This window comes from Paeniglutamicibacter psychrophenolicus (genome assembly GCF_030812255.1).
In the GTDB taxonomy this organism is placed as follows: domain Bacteria; phylum Actinomycetota; class Actinomycetes; order Actinomycetales; family Micrococcaceae; genus Paeniglutamicibacter; species Paeniglutamicibacter psychrophenolicus_A.
In genome coordinates this window covers 1-24,627 of the sequence record NZ_JAUSSH010000014.1, presented here as the reverse complement: position 1 = coordinate 24,627, position 24,627 = coordinate 1, and the positions used below count along the sequence as shown (strand labels likewise).

The following is a 24,627-nucleotide window of genomic DNA, read 5'->3' as shown; positions in this document are numbered from 1 at the left end:
CGCCTTGGCGTATGCGCCCGGGCTTTGAGACGATTGGTCAATGAGCACTGATGCAACCACCACCACCGGCAGCGACCAGCCCCTCGAAGAGCGCGTGAACAACCGTTCCCAGCGCCCCAACTCCGAGGCTTTCAAGGCATTCATGGCGTCCTCTTGGGCTCCCGACACCGCCGAACTTCCCGGCCAGGACGAAGTGGCACCGTATGCGGCCAAGCGCCGCGCCGCGATTTCCGCCCGCTTCCCGGGCGAGCGCCTGGTCATTCCGGCCGGACCGCACAAGGTCCGCTCCAACGACACCGACTACCGCTTCCGCCCGCACTCGGGCTTCGCCCACCTGACCGGCCTGGGCCTTGACCACGAGCCCGACGCGGTGCTGGTCATGGAGCCGGCCGCCGAGGGTTCCGGCGACAACGGTTCGAACCACGTTTCCACGCTCTACTTCGCACCGATGGCCGGACGCGATTCCGAGGAGTTCTACTCCAGCGCCCGCAGCGGCGAATTCTGGATCGGCCCGCGCCCGACCCTGGCCCTGCTGCAGGCCCGCTTGGGCCTGCCCACCGCAGACCTCACCGGCCTGGAGTTCGCCATCACCACCGATGCCGGCGTGGTGGAATTCGGCGGCATGCGCATCCGCCTGCTGCGCGATGTCGATTTGAACTGCGACGCCCTGGTCGATACCTCCCGCATCAACACCGGCGTGGACCTGGAAGCCTCCGATGCACTGGACGGGGAGCTCACCGAGGCCTTGAGCGAGATCCGCCTGGTCAAGGACGCCTGGGAAATCGGCGAGATGAAGAAGTCGGTGGCCGCCACCATCAACGGCTTCCACGACGTGGTCAGGTCACTGGACCGTGCCATGACCCACGAACGCGGCGAGCGCGTGGTCGAGGGCGCCTTCTTCGCCCGTGCCCGCGAAGAGGGCAACGACCTGGGTTACGACACCATCGCCGCCTCGGGCAACAACGCCACGGTGCTGCACTGGATCAACAACAACGGCACCGTCAACGACGGTGACCTGCTGCTGCTGGACGCCGGTGTGGAGGCCGAGTCGCTGTACACGGCCGACGTCACCCGCACCCTGCCGGTCAACGGCAGCTACACGGAAGTGCAGCGCAAGATCTACCAGGCGGTGCTCGACGCGGCGGATGCCGCCTTCGCAGTCGCCAAGCCCGGCACCAGGTTCCGCGACCTGCACACCACCGCCGTCACGGTGCTGGCGCAGAACCTCGACGCCTGGGGCCTGCTGCCGGTGTCGCTGGAAGAGGCGCTGTCCCCCGAGGGCCAGCAGCACCGCCGCTGGATGCCGCACGGCACCAGCCACCACCTGGGCCTGGACGTGCACGATTGCGCGCAGGCCAAGGCCGAGCTGTACCTGGACGGGATCCTGGAGGAGGGCATGGTCTTCACCATCGAGCCGGGCCTGTACTTCAAGAACGAGGACCTTGCCGTGCCGGCGGAATACCGCGGCATCGGCGTGCGCATCGAGGACGACGTGCTGGTCACGGCCGACGGATGCGTGAACCTCTCCGCGGCGCTTCCCCGCACCCCGGCCGACGTCGAGGCCTGGATGGCGCAGGTCCGCAAGGGCTAGATCCGGCTGCGGCCCGGCGGATGACCCCGGGCATGGCAACGGCGGTCCCCCACCCTTTCGGGTGGAGGACCGCCGTTGTTGTTTCACGTTGTGGCCCGGGCCGCCTGTGGCCTTGCTTCCCTCCGGTTCGCGTACCGTTTTGGCCGGGTCTGCGCCCGCCCGGTCTAGGAATGCTTGCCGTGTTCCGCCTGGTTCTGCTTGTGCGACTCCGGGCCCGATCCGTTCGGCGCCGGTGCATCGCCCTCAGCGGGTGCGTCGGCTTCGGGCTTCGTTTCCGGCCCTGCGGCCGGCTCGGGTGCGGGCTCGGGTGCGGGAACAACGACAGGGGGGTTGTCCTGGATCCGGATGCCGAACTGGGGGCGCCCGTCGGGCAGGTCCGAGTAGCTGCCCGTCGACGGGGCGGACGGCACCGTGGGTGCCTCGGGCTGGGCGGGTGCCTGGGTCTGCGCCGGAGGCTGGTGCTGGTGCGGGCCGTGGTTGGCGCCGACCCCGGCGTCCGCGGCCGTGCGGCTCATTGGCAGCTTGGCGGCCATCGCGCGTGCAGCATGCGCATGGGAGAACGAGACCACCACGTCGTAGCTGGTGGCCAGCACCTGGGACTGCGAGGCGAAGTCGCGCTTGCCGCGCCTGAACGAGTAGCTCACCACGCCGACCAGCATCCAGATGGCCATGCCGATGCCCACCGACGACAGGATCTGCGCCAGCGCGTTGGAGCCCGGGCTGAAGATGGTCAGCACCAGGCCGACGAACACGCCGAACATCGCGCCCTGCGCCGCACCCGCGGCGGCCACCTTCGGGTAGCTGAGCTTGGCGGTGACCCGCTCCACGGATTTGAGGTCGTTGCCCACGATCGTGAGGTTCGCGACCGGGAAGTTGTTGTCGGCCAGGTAGTCCACCACTTTCTGGGCATCCAGGTACGTGTTGTAGCGCCCCAAAAGCTCGCCGCGCGGCAGGCCGAGCGAGTTCGGGTTGGACGGGGACGCACCAAGTGGGGAAGACATATATCCATTGTGCACGTTGCACGGGCAGAAGACCGGGCTTGATCGCTGAAGGTGAAAGCACGGGCGGTCCGCCGCGGGGTTGGGCGGCGTCGCGCTCAACACATCGGCCAAACCGGGTCCGGGTGCGGCGCAGGCAGTAGCCTAGAGAGCGTGAGCAGCAATTCTACGAAGGTCTTCATCGCACGCCTGCTGGGCCTTGACGTCTTTGACCCCCTGGGCGACCGCCTGGGACGGCTGCGCGATGTCGTGGTCATCTCGCGCCTGGCCACCAAGCCCGCCCAATGCGTCGGCGTGGTCGTCGAGGTGCCCGGAAAGCGCCGGGTCTTCGTGCCGATGACCCGCATCCAGGCCATGGAGTCCGGGCAGATCATCTGCACCGGCCTGGTGAACATGCGCCGCTTCGTCCAGCGCGGCGCGGAGATCCTGGTCGCCGCCGAGCTCTTCGACCGGCGCGTGGTCTTCGAGGACGGCAGCGGCAACGCCGTGGTCGAGGACATCGGGCTGGCCCGCGAACGCAACGGGGACTGGATCATCTCCGACTACTACGTCCGCCGCGGCGACCCGGCCTCCGGGCTGCTGGGGCTGCGCCGGGCGCGCGGGGAACGGCTGCTGGTGCCCTGGGACGCGATCATGCACACCGCGCTGCACGAGCCGCAGGCCGCCAGCACCTACGTCGCCGCCCATGACGAGATGAAGCCCGCCGACTTCGCCGACGCGCTGCACGAGATGAACATCAAGCGCCGCGTCGAGGTCGCCTCCGAGCTGCAGGACGAACGCCTGGCCGACGTGCTGCAGGAGATGCCCGACAATGAGCAGGTGCAGATCATCTCCGCCCTGGACATGGAGCGCGCCGCGGACGTGCTGGAGGAAATGGATCCCGACGACGCCGCCGACCTGCTCTCCGAGCTCTCCGAGGACACCAAGCACGCGCTGCTGGAGCTGATGGAGCCGGAGGACGCGCGCGACGTGCGCCGCCTGCTCGAATACGCCGAGGGCACCGCCGGGTCGATGATGACCCCGGTCCCGGTGATCCTCTCCCCCGAGGCCACCGTCGCCGAGGCCTTGGCGGCGGTCCGCCGCGAGGAGCTGAGCCCCGCGCTGGCCTCCACCGTGTTCGTCACCCGTCCCCCGCTGGAGACCCCCACCGGGCGCTACCTGGGGGCGGTGCACATCCAGGCGCTGCTGCGCACCCCGCCGCCGGAATCCCTGGGCAACATCCTGGACTCCGACGTCGAGCCCATCGACGACCTGGCGCAGGTCGCCGAGGTCGCCCGCACCCTGGCCAGCTACAACCTGACCTCGCTGGCCGTGGTGAACGACGACGGCCGGCTGGTCGGCGCGGTGACCGTCGACGACGTGCTGGACCACCTGCTGCCCGACGACTGGCGCACCCACGACGACCACTCCGACGGCGCCGCCGCGCATGTCCCGGACACCGAGGTGTCCGGAACCCCGAAACCACCAGTGAACGGAGGGCCCCATGGCTGAAAACCGGCGGGTGTCGACCGGCCTCGACACCCCGATGACCGCGCGTGCCCGCTTCTTCCCGCGCTTCGCCCCGAACCCCGACCGGTTCGGGTCCAGCACCGAGAAGTTCGCACGCTTCATGGGCACCCCGCAGTTCCTCTTCTACATGACGATCTTCTGCGTGTTCTGGCTGATCTGGAACACCTTGGCCCCCGAGGGCTGGCGCTTCGACTCCGCGGCGCTGGGCTTCACCGCGCTGACCCTGATGCTCTCGCTGCAGGCCTCCTACGCGGCCCCGCTGCTGCTGCTGGCCCAGAACCGGCAGGACGACCGCGACCGGGTCTCGCTGTCCGAGGACCGCGGCCGGGCCGAGCGCAACCTTTCCGACACCGAGTACCTCACCCGCGAGCTGGCCGCGCTGCGCATCGCCCTGCGCGACGTCGCGACCCGCGACTACGTCCGCTCCGAGCTGCGCTCGGCCCTGGAGGACCTGCTGGAAACCAGCGACGGCGAGGAACTGAACCTGCGCGCCCGGAACCCGCGGCGCCGCGACCGCACCTCCACCAACACCGGGCTTATCCCCCAGGTCCCCGCACCGCGCCGCGAACGGCGCACCCGAAGGAACGACACCCCATGAGCCTTGAACCCCGGCTCCTCGAAGCCCTGGCCACCGTCCAGGACCCCGAGCTGCGCCGTCCCATCACCGAGCTGGGCATGGTCGAATCGGCCGTCCTGGCCGATGGCGCCGCACACGTGAAGGTGCTGCTGACCATCGCCGGCTGCCCGATGCGCTCCACCATCGAGTCCGACGTTTCCGCCGCCCTGGCGGGCCTGCCCGGGGTCAGCGAGGTGAAGCTGGAGCTGGGCGTGATGAGCCCGGCGCAGCGGGCCGAGTTGCGCGGGTCGCTGAAAAGCCGCGCCGTCCCGTTCTCCGACCCCTCCTCGCTCACCCGGGTCATCGGGATCGCCAGCGGCAAGGGCGGTGTCGGCAAGTCCTCGCTGACCGCCAACCTGGCCTGTGCGATGGCCGCCGACGGGTTGCGCGTCGGGCTCATCGACGCCGACGTGCACGGCTTTTCCATCCCCGGGCTGCTGGGCATCCCGGAGGTGAAGCCCACCCGCGTGGACGAGATGATCCTGCCGCCCGTGGCGCACGGGGTGAAGGTCATCTCCATCGGCATGTTCGTCCCGGACAACAAGCCGGTGATTTGGCGCGGGCCGATGCTGCACCGGGCCCTGGAGCAATTCCTGACCGACGTGCACTTCGGGGACCTGGACGTGCTGCTGCTGGATTTGCCCCCGGGCACCGGGGACATCGCCATCTCCGTCTCCCAGCTTTTGCCCGGTTCCGAGCTGGTGGTGGTCACCACCCCGCAGGCCGCCGCCGCCCAGGTCGCCGAGCGCGCCGGGTCCATTGCGGTGCAGACCGGGCAGAAGGTCGTGGGCGTCATCGAGAACATGAGCTGGCTGGTGTTGCCCGACGGGTCCACCATGGAGGTCTTCGGCGCCGGCGGCGGGGCGGAGCTGGCCAAGCGCCTGGAGCTGGTTCTGGGCACCGAGGTTCCGCTGCTGGGGCAGGTGGCACTGGATCCGATGCTGCGGGCCGGGGGCGACGCGGGGGTCCCGCTGGTGCTCTCGCACCCCGAGTCGCCGGCAGCGGTGCAGATCGTTGCCATGTCACGGGCCCTCACCCGCCGCCCACGCGGCCTGGCGGGCCTGAAACTGGGCGTCACCCCGGTCTAGGTGCCCCGACGCCCCCACGGGGCTCCTGTTGCGCAGGCCGCCCAAGCCGGACACCCGCCCGGCGGGCAGAACGAAGGCGGCATCCGGTGGATACCGCCTTCCTTGTTCACGTTCTTTGTCCGGGCCCCGATGTGGGCAGATCCGCTCCGGAGGCCACGGGCCGCGGGATCAGGTCGCCTCGTTGTCGAAGGGCGCAGGTTCGTGCGGGGCCAGCGGGGCGCTGCGGGCGATCGCCACCGGACGCTGCTCGATGGCCGGGGTTTCCTTCACCGCGGACACCGCATCCTCGAAGTCCTCGAGCAGCGCGTCCTTGATGATCTTGCGCGGGTCGTATTGGCGCGGGTCGAGCTTGCGCCAATCCATGTCGGCGATGTCGTCGCCGACCTCTTCGCGCAGCTGTTCCTTGGCCCCGGTGGCCATGCGGCGCAGTTCCTTGACCAGGCGCGCCAGCTGTGCGGCGTATTCCGGGAGCTTTTCGGGTCCCAAAATAACAACGGCCAACACCGCAAGCACCAGCAGTTCACTGCCATTGATTCCCAAAAACACCTTTGTAGACTACCTGCTTTCGAGCGGCGGTGAGGCCATTTGCTATTGGAAGTCCAAAACCATGAGGCGGGAAAAGCCTCGCAGCAGGCGCTGGGAGAAATTCTCGGCCGCCGGGTCCAGCGACACGATGCGCGTGTGCTCCCCCACGACCAGCCGCTGAAGGATCCCTTCCACGTCTGACTTGGAAAGATTCGTGGTGACCTTGTACTTGACGTCTTCCATGTTCAACGTGGCGGTTCCATCGGCATACGTGACCGCGGCCGCCGCCTTGGCGCCCAGGCGGTGCCCCAGCTCGGTGAGCATTCCCGAGGTCGGGTCGGTGGTTGCCCCGGCTGCCACGGACTTCTGCAGCGACGCGGCCGGGCTGCCGGAAAGGGCCCGGGTCTCGGCCACCTGCACGGTGTGCCGGCTGTCGCTCAGCACCAGGGTCACTGTCGCCTCGCCCTGGTTCAGCGTCCCGGTGGCGGAGGTGAGGGTGAACCCCGCGGCTTCGATCACCGGGCAGGTCCAGCCGGCCTGGCGCAATTGGTTGATGGCTTCGGCATCCAGGTTGCGGGCCGAGGCACTGAAGGATTCGGTCGGATCATGCTCCGGCACCCCCTGGGCGGCCGGTGCGCCGAGGAACCATGACATCGCGGCGATCGTGCCCACCAGGGCGAAGACCATCAGCAACACGGCCATGGGCACGAAGGCGGCGGCACGGCGGGAACCGACTTCGCGTTCACGCGGCAGCGAGTAGTGTGTGCCCAGCAGGGTTTGCGCGTTCAGCGGGCCCAGAGGAGGGGGCACCGGCGCTGGCCCGCGCGACCCGGCGCGCCGGGCATGTCCCAGCGCCGCCGAACACTGCGCGCAATGCCGCACGTGCTGTTCCAATGCCTGCGCGCGGCGCCCGTCCAGGGAGCCGGCGACGTATTCACCCATCCAACGTTCATAGCGATGCATGCCCTAGCGCACTCCCGGGATCGTCCGCCGAATCTTGGGCAACGAGATCGTTGCAGGCTGCCGGGCGGCGGGGTTGCGGTGCGCCAGCTTCTCGCGCAGCATCCCCCGCCCGCGGTGGATGCGTGAACGAACCGTGCCAAGCTTCACGTTTAGCGCCTCGGAGACCTCTTCGTAGGACAGCCCCTCCAGGTCGCACAGGACCACGGCCGCCCGGAATTCGGGGCCCAGCGCTTCGAGCGCCGCCTGCACGTCGACATCCAGGTTGTTGTATTCAAAACTGCGTTCCGGTCCCGGCGCGGTCCCGGGGATCTTGGCCTCGGCATCCTCGGCCAGTCCGTCGAAGCGGATGCGGGACTTGCGGCGGGCCTGGTCCAGGAACAGGTTCGTGGTGATGCGGTGGAGCCACCCGCCGATGGTGCCTGGGGTGAAGGTGTGCAGGGAGCGGAAGACCCTGACAAAGGTTTCCTGGGCCAGGTCCTCGGCGTCTTGCCTGTTGCCGGTCAGCCGGTAGGCCAGGCGGTACACCCGCGGCGAATGGTCCCTGACGATTTCGTCCCAGCTGGGCACCGTGTGCTCCGCAGGCTCCTCAAGGGAGCGTACGTTGCTGGTCACGGACAATTTCGATGCATTCACGACAACAAGTCTCGCGTAGGCTCCTGAGCAGAAGCTGAAAGCGGCCTGTGCCCCCACTTTGGTTTGGCGTCCCGGGCGGGGTCGCCCGCACGGGGATAAGATGGGCGCAGGGTTTTCCCTTCGGTGCGATCGGCTTCGCTGCCGCATCCCGGCCGCACCGCTCGCACACTTATCTCTTTCGCACTGCAAAGGACTTGCTGCACAACCATGAACCTGGACATCTTTAGCAGCTGGACATACGCACAGGCCCAGGCCCCGGAGGATGCCGTGCTCGAGCGGGCCCGCGAACGCGGACGTGAGCTGGGGGTCGAATCAGTGGGTTCTGCCACCGCCGGTTTCCTCACGGTCCTGGCTGCCGTCTCCGGGGCCCGGAACATCGTGGAAATCGGGACGGGAGTCGGTGTGTCGGGCACCAGCCTGCTGCGCGGGGCGGGAAAGCAGTCCGCATTGACCACGATCGACATCGATGTCGACCACCTGGCCGCGGCCCGCGAGGCGTTCCATGACGCCGGCGTCGACGGTTCCCGCACCCGCGCGATTTCCGGCCGGGCCCAGGCCGTGCTGCCCAGGCTCACCGACGGCGCGTACGACCTGGTGTTCATCGATGCCGACAAGACGCATCTGCTCGAGTACGTCACCCAGGCCATTCGCCTGGTCAAGGTCGGCGGGATGGTCATCATGCACGACGCCTTCGACCAGCATCGGGTCCCCAAGCCGGCGGTCCGACGGCCCAGCACCGTGGCCACGCGCAATGCGACCCGCATGCTGCGCGAGGATGAACGATTCGTCTCCACGCTGGTGCCCACGGGACTGGGTCTGCAGATCGCAGCCCGCATCGGCTAGCTTGCCCCCGCGGCCTGAAACGCCGCCGGGTTCCAACATCGCCAGGTGCCCGCCCCGTGACACACCCCGGGGCGGGCACCTGGCCTTACCGGCCAAGTCCCGCCCCGCGGCATTTCGACACCGAGCACTACTCGGTGGCACCTACCAGGCATTCGCGCAGCTCGGCGGCCTCGTCGGCATTCAGCTCGACAACCAGACGTCCGCCACCGTCAATCGGTACGCGCATGATCAGGCTACGGCCTTCCTTTGTGACTTCCATCGGACCATCCCCGGTACGTGGTTTCATCGCAGCCATTAGCGCTGTTCCCTTTCATTTGAGGTAAAGGGCTTTTGGTCCTTCACCCAGTGGTGAGTTAATCGGCAAATCATGACTTTAGTGATCCGCTTTCAACTTGCTACGTCCTATTATTCCGAAGAATGGCTCGTGTTGCTAATCACAGGGTCTTTTCCGTGTGCCGCGATGACCTCATGCAACCGGGCAATCTCGGCCGAAAGTGCATCGAGGACCTCGTCGACCTGGTCGCAGCGGTACCCCCGCAGGCCCAGGGAGAAATTCACCGAGTCGACATCCTCGGCGCGTGGACGCGCGGGAAGGAGGACCGGAGGCAAACTGGCGACAGGCTCCACCAGCCCTTGGAGCGGACCACGAATCGGTTCGAAACGGCGTCCGTCCTGGCTGGTGCGACTGCGTTTGGTGCCGACTCCGAGGCACACCCCGGCACCGAGTATGACGATGGCGACCACCAACAACATGTACACCAACCTGGACTCCTTCGGTGTGGGGAATGAATCTGTTGGGTCTTATTCGGCAGCGATAAACCCATTGGGGCGGGCGGAATTCACCACGATATCCACGGCCTCTTCGATATCGTCGGTGATGTGGACCAAGTCAATGTCCGAAACGGAAATTGCGCCCTCTTCGGCAACGGTGTTTCTCAGCCATTCCAGAAGCGGACCCCAATAGGAGGTGCCCACCAAAACAATCGGGAATCCCGTAACCTTTTCCGTTTGGACCAGAGTCAGCGCCTCGAATAGTTCATCCAAGGTTCCGTAGCCGCCCGGCAAGACAATAAATCCTTGCGAGTACTTGACGAACATCGTCTTTCTGGCAAAGAAATACCGGAAATTGATTCCCAGGTCCACCCACTCGTTGAGACCGGTTTCGAAGGGCAGCTCGATGCCCAGGCCGACGGAGATCCCACCGGCAGCCACGGCGCCCTTGTTTGCCGCCTCCATGGCTCCGGGTCCGCCGCCGGTTATCACTGCCACCCCGGCGGCGGCAATGAGCTCGCCGATCTTCTCGGCTTGGTTGTATCGTTCCGATCCACGCTGCGTGCGGGCTGAACCGAACACACTGATGGCCGGCCCCAACCCGGCAAGCGCGCCGAATCCCTCTACGAATTCGCTCTGGATGCGCAGCACCCGCCAAGGGTCGGAATGGGTGAAATCCTGGTTTTCGCGCGTATCGAGCAAGTAGGCGTCGGATTGCTCGGTTTTCGCCTGTGCCCGGCGCAAGACAACCGAGCCCTTCCTGCGTGCGGGATCCGGCAGGGGATCAAAGTTTTTGGATTGCGAATTCTGGCGTTGCATGCCCCCCACTGTATCGGCAATACACGGTCCCACTGGCCGCGTCACGGCGCATTTAGGCAAAGATTTGGCATCGACTGGCCGAAATGTCGCCGTGAAGAGCGTCACTTCGGATAGGGTTCATGTCATGAGCACCGATTCCCACTCGAATAGCGCTAAGTCGGACCTGACTCCCATCGTCAGGCTATCCGCAGTGAACAAGCACTATGGCCAACTCCATGTTCTGCAGAACATCAACCTTGAAGTCACCAAGGGTGAGGTCGTCGTGGTTCTGGGCCCCTCGGGCTCGGGCAAATCGACCCTATGCCGCACCATCAACCGCCTGGAAACCATCGATAGTGGGACCATCGAGATCGATGGAAAGATGTTGCCAGAAGAAGGGAAAATGCTGGCCAAACTCCGTGCCGATGTCGGCATGGTTTTCCAGTCGTTTAACCTTTTTGCACACAAAACGATTTTGGAGAACGTTACCCTCGGTCCGATCAAGGCCAAGGGGATGAAGAAATCCGAAGCCGACAAGCTCGCGCTCACCCTCCTGGAGCGGGTTGGTGTTGCAAACCAGAAGGACAAGCTTCCGGCGCAGCTCTCCGGCGGCCAGCAGCAACGCGTTGCCATTGCCCGCGCCCTGGCCATGCGTCCGAAGGTCATGCTCTTTGACGAGCCGACCTCCGCATTGGACCCGGAAATGATCAACGAGGTGCTCGACACCATGGTCGGCCTGGCCAAGGAAGGCATGACCATGATCGTGGTGACCCACGAGATGGGCTTCGCCCGCAAGGCCGCCGACCGCGTGATCTTCATGGCCGATGGCCTGATTGTCGAAGAGTCCACCCCCGACCAGTTCTTTACCAACCCCCAAAGTGCCCGCGCCAAGGACTTCCTTGGCAAGCTCATCACGAACTAGGGCCGACCTCGGGACAATTCATGCTCGATGGATGAGAAACTCGCTCTCATCCTTGACCAAACAAGGAGAAACGATGCGTAAGTCTCGCATTTCAGCAGTAGCAGCCATGGCCGCGGCCGCGGCGTTGGCCCTGACCGGCTGCGGCGGTTCCGGCGGAGATACCGGCGACGGCGACACAGTCAAGATCGGCATCAAGTTCGACCAGCCGGGCCTCGGGTTCAAGGACGGCGAGGCATACAAGGGCTTCGATGTTGATGTCGCCAAGTACGTGGCGAAGGAACTCGGCTTCGCCGAGGACAAAATCGAGTGGGTCTCCGCACCGTCGGCCAACCGCGAAACCCTGCTGGAGACGAAGCAGGTTGACATGATCTTCGCAACCTACTCGATCACCGATACCCGCAAGGAGCGCGTTGCCTTCGCCGGCCCGTACTTCGTCGCAGGCCAGGATCTGCTGGTCCGCCAAGATGACACATCCATCACCGGCCCGGACACCTTGAAGGGCAAGAAGCTTTGCTCGGTGACCGGTTCGACCTCGGCCAAGAAGGTCTCCGATTCCTACCCCGGTGTCGCCCTCGTTGAGCAGGGCGGCTACGCCGACTGCCTGGGCCTGCTGGAGACCGGCGGCATCGACGCCGTCACCACCGATGACATCATCCTCGCCGGCCTGGCAGCAACCGAGGCAAACAAGGGCAAGTTCAAGGTCGTTGGCAACACCTTCTCCGAGGAGAAGTACGGAGTTGGCCTGAACAAGGAAAACACCACCTGCGCCGACATCAACACGGCCATCACGAAGATGATCGATTCCGGTGAATGGGAGAAGTCGCTCAAGGCCAACACCGAGGGCACCGGCTACACCCCGAATGCCAAGCTGAACCCTCCGACGCCTGAGCCCTGCGCCTAGTCGTTGGCTGTTTCCTCATCGGACCCATCCGGCAAGCAGTCCGTGCCGGGTGGGTCCTCCACCAACCGCACCCTAAAGGAGTAAGCCGTGCAAGGCTACCTTTCCCTATGGGATGAATACGGCGGACAAATGATGTCCGCCTTCTGGGGCAACCTGCAGCTGACATTTTGGGCAGCCATCGGGTCGTTGGTCTTGGGCACAATCCTGGCACTGATGCGAATTTCGCCGGTGCCCAGCTTCCGTGCATTCGGGACCTCATACGTGAACATCTTCCGAAACACCCCGCTGACCATCATCATGACCTTTGGTGTGCTGGTGCTCTTCGGCGTTTTCAAGGTCCAGTTCAGCTCGGATTTCAATCTCAACTTCTTCCAGATCGCCATCGTTGGCTTGACGATCTACCACTCGGCATTTGTCTGTGAAGCCATCCGTTCCGGCGTCAACACCGTACCGTTGGGACAGGCTGAGGCGGCCCGGGCCATCGGGCTGAGCTTCCTTCCGGCCGCCCGCATGATCATCTTGCCGCAGGCCTTTCGCGGGGCCATCGCCCCGCTGGGCAATGTGCTGATCGCGTTGATCAAGAACACCACGGTCGCGGTGGCCGGTTCGGTGGCCGAGATCTCCGGACTCATGAAGACCATGCTGGAGTTTCGCGCAGATGTCGGAATCCTGATCTTCCTCACCATCGCCGTGTTCTTCGTGATCGTCGTGATCCCCGTCGGATTGCTGACCACGTACCTATCCAAGAAATTGGCGGTGGCACGATGAAAGTCTCCGAATCGGTTCTTTTCGACGCCCCGGGCCCCAAGGCCCGCCGACGCGTCGTCATCATCAACATCATTGGCGTGCTGATTGCCCTCGCCCTGGTCTACTACCTGTACAAGGTCATGAACGACGCCGGGCAGCTGACGGCCGAGAAGTGGGTCGTGTTCGGCAAGGGCTCCATCTGGGAGAACTACCTGCTCCCGGGCCTGCTGAACACACTCAGGGCAGCAGCCGTCGCCATCGTCACCTCGATGGTGTTCGGGTTCATCTTCGGCATCGGGCGCCTGTCCACCAACAAGATCATCAACTGGATCAGCTCCGTCGTCGTGGAATTCTTCCGCGCCGTCCCGGTGCTGCTGATGATGATCTTCCTGTGGATCATCCTGGCCCGCTCCGGGATCGTGGCTCCGAGCGATGCCCCGTTCGTCGCAGTGGTCGTGGGCCTGACCCTGTACAACGGCTCGGTGGTTGCCGAGCTGATCCGCTCGGGCGTCTTCGGCCTTCCCAAGGGCCAGCGCGAGGCCGGCATTGCCATCGGGCTGACCCGCGGGCAGTCGCTGCGCAACATCGAGATCCCGCAGGCGCTCATTGCGATGCTGCCGGCGTTGATCGGCCAGTTCGTGGTCATCTTGAAGGACTCCGCGTTGGGGTACATCATCAACTTCAACGAACTGCTCTTCAACGGCAAGCTCATCGGCACCGGCAACGCGAACGTGCTGCAGGCGCTGGTGGTTGTGGCCGTCATCTTCATCCTGATCAACTTCGGGCTCTCGAGGTTGGCCACCGTGGTGGCGGGCCGGCTCAGCAGCCGCGGCATCAGTGCCGGCAAGCCCCTGGACCCCGCGGTTCCCGTGGTGGTCGCCGATTTGAACACCACCGTCCCGGGAGGCAACCCCAAGGGTTGATCCCGCCCAATCGGGCTACGCGCCCGTGCGGTGCGGCCAAGGGCCGGGCAGCAGTCGACCTCGTGTTCCACGAGGCCCGACTGGCGCCCGGCCCTTTGCCTGTGCGCGCCCCGTGGGTTCCCGGGCTACGACCCGTCTCCGGTGGCCGGTGCCCCGCCCAGCCACTGGTTCAGGGCGGCCAGGCACTCGTGGATGGCCGCACGGGTGATGTGTTCGTCGTCGGAATGCGCCAGCAGCGCATCGCCCGGGCCGAAATTCACCGCGGGGATCCCCAGCTCGGAGAAGCGGGCGACGTCGGTCCAGCCGAACTTCGGCTTCGGTTCCCGGCCCACGGCCGCCACGAAGGAGGCCGCCGCCGGGTGCTGCAGCCCGGGCCGTGCCCCGGGCGCGCCGTCGGTGCGGATGACCTCGAAGTCCTTGAACAGCTCGAACACATGGGCCTCGGCGGCAGCCACATCCTTGTCCGGGGCGAAGCGGTAGTTGACCTCGACCTCGCAGAAGTCCGGGATCACGTTCCCGGCGATGCCCCCGGTGATGCGCACGGCGTTGAGCGATTCGCGGTAGGCCAGGCCGTCCACGTCCACGGTCCTGGGAGTGTAGTCGGCCAGGATGCGCACGATGGGCGACGCGGCGTGGATGGCGTTCTCGCCCATCCAGGCGCGCGCCGAGTGTGCCGCCACTCCGCGGGTGCGCACCTTGTAGCGGCTGGTGCCGTTGCAGCCGCCCTCCACCGTCCCGTGGGTGGGCTCGAGCAGGATCGCGAAGTCGCCGGCGAGCAGTTCCGGGCTGTTGCGCAAGAGGCGGCCCAGGCCCGATTTGGAGCCCTCGACCTCTTCGTGGTCGTAGAAGATGAAGGTGACGTCGCGGTTGGGGTTTTCCAGGGTGGCCGCCAGGGCCAGTTGGACAGCGACCCCGCCCTTCATGTCGGTGGCCCCGCGCCCGTAGAGCGTCTCGCCGTCCCAGCTGACCGGAACGGTTCCCCGCGCCCCGGGCGTGGTGGGCAGCGGCACGGTGTCCAGGTGCCCGGCCAGCACCACCCGCTCCGGGCGGCCGAGCATGGTGCGGGCCACGATCGCGTCCCCGTCCCGGTGCAGCACCAGGTGCGGGAGGTTGCGCAGGGCCGCTTCGATGGCGTCGGCCAGGGGCCCCTCGTTGCCGGAAACCGACTCGATGTCCATCAGGCGGGCGGTCAGCTCGGCCACGTCCCCCCTCAGGTCCAGGTCGATGGGCGCGGCGGGGCGGACGGCGGAAGCGGGGCTGGGTTTGCTGTGCACAATCCAAGATTAGTACCGGCGCCCGCGCTAGGATTGATTCATGACTCCGGTAGACACCAGACTGACGCATGCTTCCACCCAAGACCTCAGGATCGCCTCGGCCCACGGCCTGGCCACCTATGCATCCGACGGCACGGTCCTGGACGTCTGGTTCCCCCATCCGGTGCTGGCGGTCCTCGAGGATGCCGCGCAGGTCTCCGGCGACCTGGCCGCCGCCGCTTCCAACGATGAGGCCCGCGGCACCACCCAGTCGGTCATTTCGCTGGAGATCAACCTCGATGTGGCCCCCGCGGACGGACCGGATGTCTGGCTGCGCCTGCACCTGCTCTCCCACCGCCTGGTGGCGCCGAACAACGTCAACCTCGACGGGGCCTTCGGCCTGCTGCAAAACGTGGTGTGGACCAACTTCGGGCCCTGCGCCGTGGGCAACTTCGAAGCCACCCGCCTGAAGCTGCGCTCGCGCGGCACCCTGACGGTGTTCGGGGTGGACAAGTTCCCCCGCATGCTGGACTACGTCGTGCCCACCGGCGTGCGCATTGCCGACGGCGGGCGGGTGCGCCTGGGCGCGCACCTGGCCGAGGGCACCACCGTCATGCACGAGGGGTTCGTGAACTTCAACGCCGGCACCCTGGGCCATTCCATGGTCGAGGGGCGCATTTCCTCCTCGGTCGTGGTCGGCGACGGGTCCGATGTGGGCGGCGGCGCCTCGATCATGGGCACGCTCTCGGGCGGCGGCAAGCAGCGCATCACCATCGGCCAGCGCGTGCTGCTGGGCGCCAACTCGGGCGTGGGCATCTCCATCGGCGACGACTCGGTGGTCGAGGCGGGGCTGTATGTCACCGCCGGCACCCGGGTCCAGCTCGGCGACACCGTGGTCAAGGCCGTGGAACTCTCCGGCGTGCCCAACCTGCTCTTCCGCCGCAACTCGCTTTCCGGTGCAGTGGAGGCGCTCCCGCGCGCCGGCCAACACGTTGAATTGAACAGCGTCCTGCATGCCAATTGACGCACACCAACGCGTGCTCGCGCTGGGCTCGGGGCAGGTGCAGGAGCGGCACGGACGGCACCGCGGGCCGCGCCGCTGGGGCCGCACGCTGCTCGCCTTGACCCTGGCCGCCGGGCTGATTGGCGGCGGGCTCTACGCGGCGGTGAACTTCATCGGACTGGACACCGCGGTGGCGAGGCAAAAATGCACCGCGCTGGTGGGTTCGACGCTGCACACCCTGAGCCCCGACCAGGCCTCGAACGCGGCACTGATCGCCGCGGTGGCCACCCGGCGCGGGATGCCCACGCGGGCCGCAACCATCGGCATCGCCACCTCGCTGCAGGAATCCAAGCTCACCAACATCGGCTACGGCGACAATGCCGGACCCGATTCCCGGGGCCTGTTCCAGCAGCGGCCCTCGATGGGCTGGGGCACCGAAGCCCAGGTCATGGACCCGCTGTACGCGGCCAACCGCTTCTTCCAGGAGCTGGAGACCTTCGACTACGCCTCCATGTCGCTGACCGACGCCGCGCAGCGCGTGCAGCGTTCGGGGTTCCCGCTGGCCTACGCCCCCCACGAGGAGAAGGCCGCGGCGTTCGCCTCGGCGCTGACCGGTGCCTCGCCCTCGACGCTGAATTGCACGCTGCGCCCGGCCGAAGGCGCCGGGTCGGCCAAGGACCTGGCCGCGGAGCTGAAGGCGGCCACGGGCCAGGCGGCGCAGGTGCTGGGCGGGAACCGGGTACGGGTCCCGGTGCGCGGGAAGCAGGGCTGGGCCATCGCCCAATGGGCCGTGGCCAACGCGGACAAGCAGCACACCGAGTCGGTCTCCTACGCCGGGCTGGTGTGGAACCGCTCCGAGGGCCATTGGGTGCCCGCGGCGACCAGCGACGGTTATGTCGTGGTGTCCCTGGCCGACAGCGGAAAATAGCCGGCCGGGAGCTAGGCCAGCATGTCGATGATCGGCTGCAGGTAGCTGCGGAAAAGCGTTGCATCGCGCATCAGGTCCTGGCTGAGGATCACGGTGTCCGGCTCCACGAACCAGGCGCGGCGCTCGGCCAGCGGCAGCTCCACCAGCTTCAGGTGCAGGTCCGAGACGTTCTTGCCTTCGAGCTCGCGCTCGGCAAAGAGCTGCGCGACCAACGCCAGGCGCTGCCTGGTGTTGTCCAGGCAGAATTCCCGGTACTCCCCCAGCCGGTTCTGCGTCCAGGTGTAGGCATTGCCGTAATGGGCGCGCAGAAGGTGCTGCAGGGTCGGGGAATCGGAGAAGTCCGCGAAGTCCGGCTCCGCGTGGATGTCGATGGCCGGGTGGGTGTCGGAAACGATGCTCTCCCACCAGCTCTGCCACTCCTGGCGCAGTTCCCCGGCCGAATGGTCCCCCAGTTCACTGGCTGCAGCAGGTTTGACCTTGGGGCTCAGTGGTGCCAGGCACGGGGTTCCAAGTGGCTCGATGGCCGCCAGGTCCCGAAAGTACAGTGCCAGCATCATCTCCGTGTGGGTATCAGCCGAAACCTTCCAACCGGATCCAGAATCCTGCACCATGCGGGCACACTCGTTTCTTTCCATTCCCTCGCCTATCTCAAGGATAAGCCCGAAACCGCACAATTGGCCCGAAAACCCGAGGGCCGGGCAGCTGCCCCGGCACGGCAAAGGGGGCCGGTGCCGTGGAAGGATCTTTCCTTCCACGACACCGACCCCCTGCGGGAACGCTGTCGTGCACCTGGGCCCACGGGATGCAATGGCCCGAGGGAAGGCCGGCGGTTTAGCGGTTCGGGTAGTTGCGTTCGGTTTCACCGACGAAGAGCTGGCGCGGACGGCCAATCTTCATTTCCGGGTCCTGCAGCATTTCGCGGTACTGGGCGATCCAGCCCGGCAGGCGGCCGATGGCGAACAGGACGGTGAACATCTTCTCCGGGAAGCCCATGGCCTTGTAGATCAGGCCGGTGTAGAAGTCCACGTTCGGGTAGAGCTTGCGCGAGATGAAGTAATCGTCGCTCAGGGCGCGCTCTTCCAGGGACATGGCGATGTCCAGCAGTTCGTCGTTGCCGCCGAGCTTGTTGAGGATCTCGTGGGCAGTCGACTTGATGATCTTGGCGCGCGGGTCGTAGTTCTTGTAGACGCGGTGTCCGAAGCCCATGAGGCGGACGCCGTCTTCCTTGTTCTTGACCTTCTCCATGAAGTCCGCGGGCTTCAGGCCCTCGGACTGGATCTCGCGCAACATCTTCAGCACCGCTTCGTTGGCGCCGCCGTGTGCGGGGCCGGAAAGCGCGTTGATGCCCGCGGAGACCGAGGCAAACATGTTGGCGTTGGACGAACCCACCAGGCGCACCGTCGAGGTCGAGCAGTTCTGCTCGTGGTCGGCGTGCAGGATCAGCAACTGGTCCAGGGCCTTGACGATGACCGGATCCATGTCGTACGGCTCCGCGGCCAGGCCGAAGCTCAGGCGCATGAAGTTCTCGACCAGGTTCATCGAGTTGTCCGGGTACAGCAGTGCCTGTCCGATGGACTTCTTGTGGGCGTAGGCGGCAAGCACCGGCATCTTCGCCAGCAGGCGGATGGTCGAGAGCTCGACCTGCTCCTCGTCAAAGGGATCCAACGAGTCCTGGTACCAGGTCGACAGTGCCGTGACCGCGGAGGAAAGCACCGGCATCGGGTGCGCGTCGCGGGGGAAGCCGCCGAAGAAGCCCTTGAGCTCCTCGTGCAGCAGTGTGTGGCGGCGGATCTTCTGGTCGAAGGCCTCCAGCTCGGTGGCCGAGGGAAGGTTGCCGTAGATCAGCAGGTAGCTGGTCTCGAGGAAGCTGGACTTCTGCGCCAGTTGCTCGATCGGGTAGCCGCGGTAGCGCAGGATGCCCGCGTCGCCATCGATGAAAGTGATTGCGGACTTGGTCGCTGCGGTGTTCATGAAGCCGGGGTCGTACGTCACGCCACCTGTCGCCTTCAAGAGCGGCGCGATGTTAAAGCCGTTGTTGCCTTCTACCGCGGGCACAACAGGTAGTTCGATGCTGTTGCCGCCAAAGCTGAGCTGAGCAGAATTGTTTTCCGTCATTGTCTCTCCTAACCGGAATGCAGATGAGTCCGATGGTCAGTAATCACTGTCACGCTACCTTTTAGTAGGCTCTTGACACCAATTGGTTGGTCACGTTTGTGTATCAGGCTGCCGCATTCAGCCGTTGGACAGCGCTGGCGATCCGCTCGTCACTCTCGGTCAGGGCAATGCGCACGAAGTTCTCCCCGGCCGTGCCGTAGAAGGCCCCCGGGCCGGCGACAATGCCCAGGTCGGCGAGCCGGCCAATGGTGGTCCAGCAGTCCTCGTCCGCGGTGCACCACAGGTACAGTCCGCCCACCGATTCCTCGATGCGCAGCCCGAAGGCGGCAAGCGCCGGAACCAGCGCCTCGCGGCGTGCCCGGTACGTGTTTTTTTGCACCTTGACGTGCTCATCGTCGTTCAGGGCGGCAACCATGGCGGACTGCACCGGGGCCGGCACGATCATCCCGGCATGCTTGCGGTTGTTGATCAGTGCCGGCATCAGGTTCGGCGCCCCGGCCACGAAGGCCGCACGGTATCCGGCAAGATTCGACTGCTTGGACAGCGAGTACACCGCCAACAGGTCGCTGTGGTCCGAGCCGCTGACCGACTCGTGCAGGATGCTGGGCACCCCGGCCTCGTGTTCGCCCCAACCGAGTTCCGCGTAGCATTCGTCCGATGCCACCACGGCACCGAGCGAACGCGCGTCATCGACCAGTGCCTTGAGGTCCGCGGCCCCGCGGATGATACCCGTGGGGTTGCCGGGGGAATTGACCCAGACCAGTTTGACCCGTGCACGGTCCACGTCGGAGAGAGACGCCAGCGAGTCGGCGGCGATCGAGTCCGCACCGGCCAGTTGCGCGCCGATGTCGTAGGTGGGGTAGGCAACCAGTGGACGGACCACCAGGTCCCCGGCGCCAAGGCCCAGCAGCAGCGGCAGCCAGGCAACCAGTTCCTTGGAGCCGACCGTCGGCATGACGTCGTCGCTCGACAGGCCGTGCACGTCGCGCCGGCGTGCAAACCAGTTCACGATGGCCTCGCGCACCGCGGGCGTGCCGTGGGTGGTGGGATATCCCGGGGCGTTCGCGCCGTCGCGCAGCGCGTTCACGATGATCTCGGGGGTGGGGTCGACCGGCGTGCCGATGGACAGGTTCACCGCCCCGCCTTCATGCTCGGCGGCACGCGCCAGGTAGGGGGCAAGGGCGTTCCACGGGTAGTCAGGGAGCGTCAGCATGGTGTCGCGGATCAGCCCTGTGTCTGCGCCGGAAGCGCGGCGACGATCGGGTGGTCGATGCCCATGTTGCCGAGCTTCGCGGCCCCGCCCGGGGACCCCACCTCGTCGAAGAACTCCACGTTGACCTTGTAGTACTCGGCCCACTGCTCAGGGGTGTCGTCTTCGTAATAGATGGCTTCAACCGGGCACACCGGTTCGCAGGCGCCGCAGTCAACGCATTCGTCGGGGTGGATGTACAGCGAGCGTTCGCCTTCGTAGATGCAATCCACGGGGCATTCCTCGATGCACGCCTTGTCTTTGACGTCGACGCACGGCTGGGCGATGATGTAGGTCACGGTACCCGGGGCCTTCCTTCACTACTGAGACATTCGGTGATTTGCATGCGGCTAGACATGCATGACACCAGCTTAGTCCCGTCCTGCCCCGAATGCCGCAGCAGCTCCCCCGCCGGGTAATTCTTACGTTCTGCGTCACGGTGCGGGTCGCCCCTGCTGCCGCTCCCGGTGAATTCTTACGTCCCGCGTCGCATCCGGAACCCGCCATGCCGGAAATCTTACGAATTGCGTCACCAACGGAGGGCACGACCCAGGACCTAGTATTGGTGCATGAGCACGGACTTCTTGGATTCCCTGGACCCCGGCGCCCGCGTGGTGCTTCGCTATCGCCTCTCCCCCGGCGAGCAAGGGCAGGCGGGCGAACAGATGAGTGACGCGCTGGGATACCTGCTGGCGGTCGACGAGCACTCCGTGACGGTCCAGACCCGCACCGGGGATGTGCAGGTCAGCCGGGCGGCCATCACCCACGCCAAGAGGGTGCCCCCGCCCCCTGCGCGCAGGCGCTCCGCGCCCGGCAACTGAGCCGGCAAGCCGCACACTGGCGCCAACGCGGTGAATTCGCACCCCGGACATGTGATTTGAATGATTCAATCAGTGGCGGATTTTCCCGTATGCTGATTCCATGGCCACAGATGAAGAGGTACAGGCCCGTGCACGGGCGTTGAGCTCCCCGCTCCGTCTCCGTATTTTGCGACTTTGCCTGCACGAATCCCGTACCAACAAGGAAATAGCGGACCTGTTGGAGATCAATCCGGCAACATCGCTTCACCATGTGCGCACGCTGCTCTCCAACGGGTTCCTCGCGGCCGAGGAAACCCGCCGGGGAAACCGCGGGGCCAAGGAAGTGCCATACCGCAGCACCAAGCTCTCCTGGGGCACCAAGCTGCCCGACGCCGCACCGCTGCTGGTGGACACGTTCCTGCAGGAAATCGACGGCCTGGCCCCGCAGGAGATCCAGGTCATGCGGGTGGGACTGAAGCTCAGCGAAGGAACGCAGAAGGAAATGATGGCCCGCATCCACGCGGTCATCGAGGACTACGCCATGCGCGACGCCGAGGCCGACGGGGTGGCCACCTCGCTCTTCCTGGCCCACCACCTGGACCTCAAGTCGGCGTAGCCGCCCCGTAAGGCAAATAGCTTGGCCCCCGCAAGAATCCTTGCGGGGGCCAAGCTATTTATTCGATGTTCGGTTCCTGCGTTGTCCGGGCCGGCCGACGAATCAGCGCCCGGAGCGCGCCAGAAGTCGCAACTGCTTGGAGACCAGCAGGATCGCCACGACGACCGGGACGATGATGCCGTACACCCAAATGCCGCCGGCCAATGCCGGGCCGGGCAACATCTTGAAGAACTGGGTCGAGACGATCATCTGGTTGTGCTGGTCGGTCGAGATCAACGCGACAAACACATACGTCGCCAGTCCCGTCAGCGCACTGACCCACAGCTTTCCCCGCACCAGGCCAACCCAGTAGGTCAGGGTCCCGGTGAGGAGCAAGGCGAGGGCAGCGCCCCACGGCACCGGGACGTCGCCGACATAGCCCAGCGAGGCATGCAAGATCGTGCCGACCACCGCGGCCAGCGCCCCGGCCGCCAAGGCGACCAGGACGCTGCCGATTGCCGAGGCGCCGGCGCCTTGGGCCTGGTTAGGCCTTGGCCCGGGCACGGTAGGCCTTGGCGCGGTCGTTGGCGTTCAGGATGAGCTTGCGGATGCGGATCGCTTCGGGGGTGACCTCAACGCATTCGTCCTCGCGGGCGAATTCGAGGGACTCTTCCAGCGTCAGCTGGCGCGGGGGGGTCATGTTCTCGAAGGTGTCCGAGGAAGCCGCACGCATGTTGGTGAGCTTCTTTTCCTTGGTGATGTTCACGTCCATGTCATCGGAGCGCGAGTTCTCGCCCACGATCATGCCTTCGTAAACCTCGGAAGTGGGCTGCACGAAGAAGGACATGCGTTCCTGGAGGTTGATCATCGCGAACGGGGTCACGACGCCGGAGCGGTCAGCCACGATCGAACCGTTGTTGCGGTATTCGATCGGGCCGTGCCACGGCTCGTAGCCCTCGGCCAGCGAGGAAGCGATGCCTGCACCGCGGGTGTCGGTCAGGAAGCGGGTGCGGAAGCCGATCAGGCCACGGGCAGGAACGATGAATTCCATGCGGCACCAGCCGGTGCCGTGGTTGGCCATGTTGGTCATGCGGCCCTTGCGGGCAGCCATCAGCTGGGTCACGGCGCCAAGGTATTCCTCGGGCACGTCGATGGTCATGTGCTCCATCGGCTCGTTGATCTTGCCGTCGATCATCTTGGTGACAACCTGCGGCTTGCCAACGGTCAGCTCGAAGCCTTCGCGGCGCATCTGCTCCACGAGGATGGCCAGGGCCAATTCGCCACGGCCCTGGACTTCCCAGGCATCCGGACGCTCGGTCGGAAGGATGTTCAGCGACACGTTGCCGATCAGTTCCTTGTCGAGGCGATCCTTGACCTGGCGTGCGGTGACCTTGGCGCCCTTGACCTTGCCGGCCAGCGGCGAGGTGTTGATACCGATGGTCATCGAGATGGCCGGCGGGTCGACGGTGATCAGCGGCAGCGGCTTCGGGTTCTCCAGGTCGGTGAGGGTTTCACCGATCATGATGTCTTCGATGCCTGCAACTGCGACGATCTCGCCCGGTCCCGCGGACTCGGCCGGAACACGGCTCAGGCCCTTGGTGGCCAGCAGTTCGGTGATCTTTACGGTCTTGAGCTGGCCGTCCTGGCGGGCCCAGGCAACCTGCTGGCCCTTGCGCAGGGTGCCGTTGAAGATACGCAGCAGGGCCAAGCGACCCAGGAACGGGGAGGCGTCAAGGTTGGTGACGTGTGCCTGAAGGACTTCGCCTTCGGTGTACGTCGGGGCCGGGACGTGCTTGATGATGGTCTCGAACAGCGGCTCGAGGTCCTCGTTGTCCGGCAGGGTGCCGTCTGCAGGCTGGTTGGCCGACGCGTAGCCGGCCTTGCCCGAGGCGAAGACGATCGGGACGTTCAGGATCTTGTCCAGGTCCAGGTCCGGTGCTTCGTCGGCCAGGTCCGAGGCCAGGCCCAGGAGCAGGTCCATGGAGTCGGAGATGACGCCGTCGATGCGGGCATCGGGGCGGTCGGTCTTGTTGACCACGATGATGACCGGCAGGTTTGCGACAAGCGCCTTGCGCAGCACGAAGCGGGTCTGCGGAAGCGGGCCTTCAGAGGCATCCACGAGCAGCACGACACCGTCGACCATGGACAGGCCGCGCTCGACCTCGCCGCCGAAGTCGGCGTGGCCCGGGGTGTCGATGATGTTCATGGTCATGTTGTGGCCGTTGGCGGCCGGGCCGCTGTAGAACACGGTGGTGTTCTTGGCCAGGATGGTGATGCCCTTTTCGCGTTCCAGCTCGCCAGAGTCCATCACGCGGTCTTCGGTTTCACCGTGGCTGTCGAACGCACCGGTCTGCTGGAGCATTGCGTTGACCATGGTGGTCTTGCCGTGGTCGACGTGGGCAACGATGGCAACGTTGCGCAGGTCTTCACGACGAATGGTGGTGGTATCTGACATGCGAAAAGGCTCACTTCTTCTAGAGAATTTTGGGTCTCGGGGATCGGGGCCACGACTGACCCAATTAACCATTCTAGTCCCAATGGGAAATCTGGTGTAAAACGTGCCTTATCTCACGCGGAGAAATTTGCACGAAGGGCGGCTGTGCCCCGTCATCCCGGGATTGTTGCGGCCGCGGACACGATGCCGCTGCTGCCAGGCGTGGTCAGATCCGACGGAAAGGGGGCGGCCGCGGGAAACCCGTAACCGCCCCCATCTTCCCGTGGAACTTGCAGAAATCAACTACTGCTTGCTCGGCAGCGCCGCCTAGACGATTGATTCCAAGGGGTCAGTGGTCATAGGCGGTCAAGGAGCGCAGCGGATGGGCACCGATGTTTTGGTTGTGCCAGATCGCCGCGGCC

The 24,627-nt window shown here is 65.8% G+C and carries 27 protein-coding genes; 13 read left to right on the top strand and 14 right to left on the bottom strand.

The window, feature by feature from the left end; translation table 11 throughout:
* The first annotated feature begins 40 nt into the window (after nucleotides 1–40).
* Nucleotides 41–1,591, top strand: a complete 1,551-nt coding sequence (locus J2T21_RS16370; protein ID WP_307582757.1) for an aminopeptidase P family protein — start codon at nucleotides 41–43, stop codon at nucleotides 1,589–1,591.
* 164 nt (nucleotides 1,592–1,755) lie between these two features.
* On the opposite strand, the gene J2T21_RS16365 is transcribed toward J2T21_RS16370, so the two are convergent.
* Entirely contained in the window at nucleotides 1,756–2,592 is an 837-nt protein-coding gene (locus tag J2T21_RS16365; RefSeq protein WP_307582754.1) for a general stress protein, read from the bottom strand.
* A gap of 150 nt (nucleotides 2,593–2,742) precedes the next feature.
* On the opposite strand from J2T21_RS16365, the gene J2T21_RS16360 reads away from it, so the two are divergent.
* Genes J2T21_RS16360 through J2T21_RS16350 form a run of 3 tightly spaced genes read left to right on the top strand, consistent with a single transcriptional unit; the run spans nucleotide 2,743 to nucleotide 5,802 of the window.
* A complete protein-coding gene (locus tag J2T21_RS16360) occupies nucleotides 2,743–4,080 on the top strand; it encodes a magnesium transporter MgtE N-terminal domain-containing protein (RefSeq protein WP_307582752.1) in 1,338 nt (445 codons plus the stop codon).
* On the top strand, nucleotides 4,073–4,696 hold the full coding sequence (locus J2T21_RS16355) for a DUF1003 domain-containing protein (RefSeq protein ID WP_209907222.1): 624 nt from the start codon (nucleotides 4,073–4,075) through the stop codon (nucleotides 4,694–4,696). The genes J2T21_RS16360 and J2T21_RS16355 overlap by 8 nt, the downstream gene beginning before the upstream one ends.
* A complete protein-coding gene (locus tag J2T21_RS16350; protein ID WP_307582749.1) occupies nucleotides 4,693–5,802 on the top strand; it encodes an Mrp/NBP35 family ATP-binding protein in 1,110 nt (369 codons plus the stop codon). The genes J2T21_RS16355 and J2T21_RS16350 overlap by 4 nt, the downstream gene beginning before the upstream one ends.
* Nucleotides 5,803–5,970: 168 nt before the next feature.
* Here J2T21_RS16350 and J2T21_RS16345 read toward each other — a convergent pair whose 3' ends face one another.
* Genes J2T21_RS16345 through sigE form a run of 3 tightly spaced genes read right to left on the bottom strand, consistent with a single transcriptional unit; the run spans nucleotide 5,971 to nucleotide 7,908 of the window.
* Nucleotides 5,971–6,348, bottom strand: a complete 378-nt coding sequence (locus tag J2T21_RS16345) for a sec-independent translocase (protein ID WP_209907220.1) — start codon at nucleotides 6,346–6,348, stop codon at nucleotides 5,971–5,973.
* A gap of 42 nt (nucleotides 6,349–6,390) precedes the next feature.
* Nucleotides 6,391–7,269: a zf-HC2 domain-containing protein gene (locus J2T21_RS16340; RefSeq protein WP_307582746.1), complete on the bottom strand. Its 879-nt coding sequence runs from the start codon at nucleotides 7,267–7,269 to the stop codon at nucleotides 6,391–6,393.
* 24 nt (nucleotides 7,270–7,293) lie between these two features.
* Entirely contained in the window at nucleotides 7,294–7,908 is a 615-nt protein-coding gene (gene sigE, locus J2T21_RS16335) for an RNA polymerase sigma factor SigE (RefSeq protein WP_071213253.1), read from the bottom strand.
* 222 nt (nucleotides 7,909–8,130) lie between these two features.
* On the opposite strand from sigE, the gene J2T21_RS16330 reads away from it, so the two are divergent.
* Nucleotides 8,131–8,766 carry an O-methyltransferase gene (locus tag J2T21_RS16330; protein WP_071213073.1) on the top strand — a complete coding sequence of 212 codons (636 nt, stop codon included), beginning with the start codon at nucleotides 8,131–8,133 and terminating at the stop codon, nucleotides 8,764–8,766.
* Between the two features lie 127 nt (nucleotides 8,767–8,893).
* On the opposite strand, the gene J2T21_RS16325 is transcribed toward J2T21_RS16330, so the two are convergent.
* From J2T21_RS16325 to J2T21_RS16315, 3 genes are all read right to left on the bottom strand, one after another.
* Nucleotides 8,894–9,061: a DUF3117 domain-containing protein gene (locus J2T21_RS16325; protein WP_007269948.1), complete on the bottom strand. Its 168-nt coding sequence runs from the start codon at nucleotides 9,059–9,061 to the stop codon at nucleotides 8,894–8,896.
* A gap of 110 nt (nucleotides 9,062–9,171) precedes the next feature.
* Nucleotides 9,172–9,519 (bottom strand): DivIVA domain-containing protein, encoded by a 348-nt coding sequence (locus J2T21_RS16320; RefSeq protein ID WP_307582873.1) that lies wholly within the window; start codon nucleotides 9,517–9,519, stop codon nucleotides 9,172–9,174.
* Between the two features lie 48 nt (nucleotides 9,520–9,567).
* Nucleotides 9,568–10,356: an LOG family protein gene (locus J2T21_RS16315; protein WP_307582742.1), complete on the bottom strand. Its 789-nt coding sequence runs from the start codon at nucleotides 10,354–10,356 to the stop codon at nucleotides 9,568–9,570.
* 124 nt (nucleotides 10,357–10,480) lie between these two features.
* Here J2T21_RS16315 and J2T21_RS16310 point away from each other — a divergent pair, with 124 nt between their 5' ends.
* The 4 genes from J2T21_RS16310 (at nucleotide 10,481) to J2T21_RS16295 (ending at nucleotide 13,828) form a co-directional block, all read left to right on the top strand.
* Entirely contained in the window at nucleotides 10,481–11,257 is a 777-nt protein-coding gene (locus tag J2T21_RS16310) for an amino acid ABC transporter ATP-binding protein (protein ID WP_373458062.1), read from the top strand.
* A gap of 73 nt (nucleotides 11,258–11,330) precedes the next feature.
* Nucleotides 11,331–12,158, top strand: a complete 828-nt coding sequence (locus tag J2T21_RS16305; protein WP_307582740.1) for a glutamate ABC transporter substrate-binding protein — start codon at nucleotides 11,331–11,333, stop codon at nucleotides 12,156–12,158.
* A gap of 87 nt (nucleotides 12,159–12,245) precedes the next feature.
* Complete coding sequence (locus J2T21_RS16300) at nucleotides 12,246–12,926, top strand: amino acid ABC transporter permease (RefSeq protein ID WP_307582738.1); 681 nt, start codon at nucleotides 12,246–12,248, stop codon at nucleotides 12,924–12,926.
* Nucleotides 12,923–13,828, top strand: a complete 906-nt coding sequence (locus tag J2T21_RS16295) for an amino acid ABC transporter permease (RefSeq protein WP_307582737.1) — start codon at nucleotides 12,923–12,925, stop codon at nucleotides 13,826–13,828. The genes J2T21_RS16300 and J2T21_RS16295 overlap by 4 nt, the downstream gene beginning before the upstream one ends.
* Nucleotides 13,829–13,953: 125 nt before the next feature.
* Here J2T21_RS16295 and dapE read toward each other — a convergent pair whose 3' ends face one another.
* Nucleotides 13,954–15,105, bottom strand: coding sequence for a succinyl-diaminopimelate desuccinylase (gene dapE / locus J2T21_RS16290; RefSeq protein ID WP_307582870.1), 1,152 nt, complete (start codon nucleotides 15,103–15,105; stop codon nucleotides 13,954–13,956).
* Nucleotides 15,106–15,142: 37 nt separating this feature from the next.
* Between dapE and dapD the strand changes: the two genes are divergently transcribed.
* Together dapD and J2T21_RS16280 are read left to right on the top strand one after the other, a co-directional pair.
* Nucleotides 15,143–16,105 carry a 2,3,4,5-tetrahydropyridine-2,6-dicarboxylate N-succinyltransferase gene (gene dapD / locus J2T21_RS16285; protein WP_307582736.1) on the top strand — a complete coding sequence of 321 codons (963 nt, stop codon included), beginning with the start codon at nucleotides 15,143–15,145 and terminating at the stop codon, nucleotides 16,103–16,105.
* Nucleotides 16,095–17,012 (top strand): hypothetical protein, encoded by a 918-nt coding sequence (locus tag J2T21_RS16280; RefSeq protein WP_307582734.1) that lies wholly within the window; start codon nucleotides 16,095–16,097, stop codon nucleotides 17,010–17,012. The genes dapD and J2T21_RS16280 overlap by 11 nt, the downstream gene beginning before the upstream one ends.
* An 11-nt stretch (nucleotides 17,013–17,023) precedes the next feature.
* Here the strand turns inward: J2T21_RS16280 and J2T21_RS16275 are convergent, their stop codons facing one another.
* From J2T21_RS16275 to fdxA, 4 genes are all read right to left on the bottom strand, one after another.
* Nucleotides 17,024–17,569 carry a hypothetical protein gene (locus J2T21_RS16275; protein WP_307582732.1) on the bottom strand — a complete coding sequence of 182 codons (546 nt, stop codon included), beginning with the start codon at nucleotides 17,567–17,569 and terminating at the stop codon, nucleotides 17,024–17,026.
* 274 nt (nucleotides 17,570–17,843) lie between these two features.
* Complete coding sequence (locus J2T21_RS16270) at nucleotides 17,844–19,127, bottom strand: citrate synthase (protein ID WP_071213063.1); 1,284 nt, start codon at nucleotides 19,125–19,127, stop codon at nucleotides 17,844–17,846.
* Between the two features lie 103 nt (nucleotides 19,128–19,230).
* A complete protein-coding gene (gene dapC, locus J2T21_RS16265) occupies nucleotides 19,231–20,340 on the bottom strand; it encodes a succinyldiaminopimelate transaminase (RefSeq protein ID WP_307582731.1) in 1,110 nt (369 codons plus the stop codon).
* An 11-nt stretch (nucleotides 20,341–20,351) separates the two neighbouring features.
* The gene (gene fdxA, locus J2T21_RS16260) at nucleotides 20,352–20,675 is read right to left on the bottom strand and encodes a ferredoxin (RefSeq protein WP_307582729.1); all 324 of its coding nucleotides are present in this window, start codon (nucleotides 20,673–20,675) and stop codon (nucleotides 20,352–20,354) included.
* Between the two features lie 270 nt (nucleotides 20,676–20,945).
* Between fdxA and J2T21_RS16255 the strand changes: the two genes are divergently transcribed.
* On the top strand, nucleotides 20,946–21,197 hold the full coding sequence (locus J2T21_RS16255) for a putative acetyltransferase (RefSeq protein WP_307582727.1): 252 nt from the start codon (nucleotides 20,946–20,948) through the stop codon (nucleotides 21,195–21,197).
* A 100-nt stretch (nucleotides 21,198–21,297) separates the two neighbouring features.
* Nucleotides 21,298–21,792: a helix-turn-helix domain-containing protein gene (locus J2T21_RS16250; protein WP_307582724.1), complete on the top strand. Its 495-nt coding sequence runs from the start codon at nucleotides 21,298–21,300 to the stop codon at nucleotides 21,790–21,792.
* A 102-nt stretch (nucleotides 21,793–21,894) separates the two neighbouring features.
* Here J2T21_RS16250 and J2T21_RS16245 read toward each other — a convergent pair whose 3' ends face one another.
* A complete protein-coding gene (locus tag J2T21_RS16245) occupies nucleotides 21,895–22,335 on the bottom strand; it encodes a hypothetical protein (RefSeq protein WP_071213054.1) in 441 nt (146 codons plus the stop codon).
* Nucleotides 22,316–24,226 (bottom strand): translational GTPase TypA, encoded by a 1,911-nt coding sequence (typA, locus tag J2T21_RS16240; RefSeq protein ID WP_307582723.1) that lies wholly within the window; start codon nucleotides 24,224–24,226, stop codon nucleotides 22,316–22,318. Before typA ends, J2T21_RS16245 begins: the two co-directional genes overlap by 20 nt.
* Between the last annotated feature and the right edge of the window lie 401 nt (nucleotides 24,227–24,627).